3 protein-coding genes are annotated in these 2,021 nt (G+C 70.1%); 2 read left to right on the top strand and 1 reads right to left on the bottom strand.

Annotated elements, in window-relative coordinates; genetic code table 11:
- Positions 1 to 50 precede the first annotated feature (50 nt).
- Positions 51 to 263: a hypothetical protein gene (locus AB0B91_RS65450; protein WP_089002653.1), complete on the bottom strand. Its 213-nt coding sequence runs from the start codon at positions 261 to 263 to the stop codon at positions 51 to 53.
- 128 nt (positions 264 to 391) lie between these two features.
- Between AB0B91_RS65450 and AB0B91_RS65445 the strand changes: the two genes are divergently transcribed.
- Positions 392 to 775, top strand: a complete 384-nt coding sequence (locus AB0B91_RS65445) for a phage holin family protein (protein ID WP_089002652.1) — start codon at positions 392 to 394, stop codon at positions 773 to 775.
- Between the two features lie 151 nt (positions 776 to 926).
- On the top strand, positions 927 to 1,952 hold the full coding sequence (fbaA, locus tag AB0B91_RS65440) for a class II fructose-bisphosphate aldolase (RefSeq protein WP_089002651.1): 1,026 nt from the start codon (positions 927 to 929) through the stop codon (positions 1,950 to 1,952).
- Positions 1,953 to 2,021 lie beyond the last annotated feature (69 nt).

The following is a 2,021-nucleotide window of genomic DNA, read 5'->3' as shown; positions in this document are numbered from 1 at the left end:
CGGGCCGGACGCCACCGGGGTCGTCCGGCGTCGTCCGGCCCGCGTACGGCTCAGCGGTAGTCGTCCTCGTCGGCGGCGACCACCCGCGCCTGCTCCATCGCGTCCCAGTCGCCGACCTCCAGGCCACGGTGGGGCTCGGTGTCGGCGTCGCCCGGATCGACCACGGCGGCCTGCTCGACCGCGTCGGCCGGCTCGGCCTCCATGTCGCGCTCCTCGGGGCTGAGGTGGTCGCTGGGTGCGAAGTCCTCTTCGGGCTGACCCATATCAGTCCCTCCCGGGATCTCGGCGGACAGTTCCCCACACACCGTACGGGTTGCACCCGCCCGCCGCTCGGAAGCCGAGTCGACCGAATCGGCCCACCGGCCGGTGCCCCCGGTGCCAGGATGGGACGGTGGGCTTCCTGATCCGGTTGGCGATCACCGCCGTCGCGCTGTGGGTGACCACGCTGGTCGTGCCCGGGGTGGAGGTGAGCGGCCGGTCCGGCACCAACTCCGCCCTCACGCTGGTCGTCGTGGCCCTGATCTTCGGCGTGGTGAACGCGGTGCTCAAGCCGCTGGTCAAGGTGGTCGGCTGCGTCTTCTACCTGCTCACCCTCGGCCTGTTCGCGCTGGTGGTCAACGCCCTGCTGTTCCTGCTGACCGACTGGATCGCCCGGGCGCTGGACCTGCCGTTCCACGTGGACGGTTTCTGGGCCGCGTTCTGGGGTGCCATCGTGATGGCCGTGGTGACCTGGCTGATCAGCGTCGTCGTGCCCGACAGGTGGGAGGGGCGGTGACGAGGCGGCCAGGGACCGGGCGCGTACCGGGTCGGTTGTGCCGGCCCCCGTCTTCTACGGGATACTGCCGACGGTGGACAGCGCGGTCCGGCGCACCCAGGGACAACAGCGGCCGGTGACGGCCGACAGCGGTAAGTAAGGAGCGTTCGACATGCCCATCGCTTCCCCCGAGACCTACGCGGAGATGCTGGACCGCGCCAAGGCCGGCCGGTACGCGTACCCCGCGATCAACGTGACGTCCTCGCAGACCCTGAACGCGGCGCTGAAGGGCTTCGCCGACGCGGAGAGCGACGGCATCATCCAGGTCTCGACCGGTGGCGCGGAATACCTCTCCGGCCCCTCCGTGAAGGACATGGTCACCGGCGCGGTGGCGTTCGCCGCGTACGCGCACGAGGTGGCCAAGAAGTACCCGGTCAACATCGCCCTGCACACCGACCACTGCCCGCAGGAGAAGCTGGACAAGTTCGTCCGGCCGCTCATGCAGATCTCCAAGGAGCGGGTGGCCGCCGGCCAGGAGCCGCTGTTCCAGTCGCACATGTGGGACGGCTCGGCCGTGCCGGTGGCGGAGAACCTCCAGATCGCGGCCGAGCTGCTCGACCGGGCCGCCGAGGCCAAGATCGTCCTCGAGATCGAGGTCGGCGTGGTCGGTGGCGAGGAGGACGGCGTCGAGAACGCCATCAACGACAAGCTCTACACCACCGTCGAGGACGGCCTGGCCATGGTCGAGGCGCTCGGCCTGGGCGAGAAGGGCCGCTACATGGCGGCGCTGACCTTCGGCAACGTGCACGGCGTCTACAAGCCGGGCAACGTCAAGCTCCGCCCCGAGATCCTCAACCAGATCCAGGAGGCGGTCGGCGCCAAGTACGGCAAGGAGAAGCCGCTCAGCCTGGTCTTCCACGGCGGCTCCGGCTCGCTGCTCTCCGAGATCCGCGAGGCGCTCGACTACGGCGTGGTGAAGATGAACATCGACACCGACACCCAGTACACCTTCACCCGGCCGGTCGCGGACCACATGTTCCGCAACTACGACGGCGTGCTCAAGGTGGACGGCGAGGTCGGCAACAAGAAGATGTACGACCCGCGGGTCTGGGGCAAGGCCGCCGAGGCCGGCATGGCCGCCCGGGTCGCGGAGGCCTGCGAGCACCTGCGCTCGACGGGCACCACGCTGGCGAAGTGACGCGCTGACGCGTACGACCGACGGCGGGCACCAGACAGCAGCCGCCCGCCCCGCTGGAACCGCCGGGCC

The sequence above is a fragment of the Nonomuraea sp. NPDC049141 genome, assembly GCF_040648415.1.
In the GTDB taxonomy this organism is placed as follows: Bacteria; Actinomycetota; Actinomycetes; order Streptosporangiales; family Streptosporangiaceae; genus Nonomuraea.
The sequence above is the reverse complement of the archived record's forward strand: the minus strand, read 5'-3'. Positions and strand labels throughout refer to the sequence as shown.

What these genes read in the sequence shown, in the direction of transcription:
- AB0B91_RS65450 (WP_089002653.1), bottom strand. Translation starts at nt 263, where the DNA reads ATGGGTCAGCCCGAAGAGGACTTCGCACCCAGCGACCACCTCAGCCCC.
- fbaA (WP_089002651.1), top strand. Translation starts at nt 927, where the DNA reads ATGCCCATCGCTTCCCCCGAGACCTACGCGGAGATGCTGGACCGCGCC.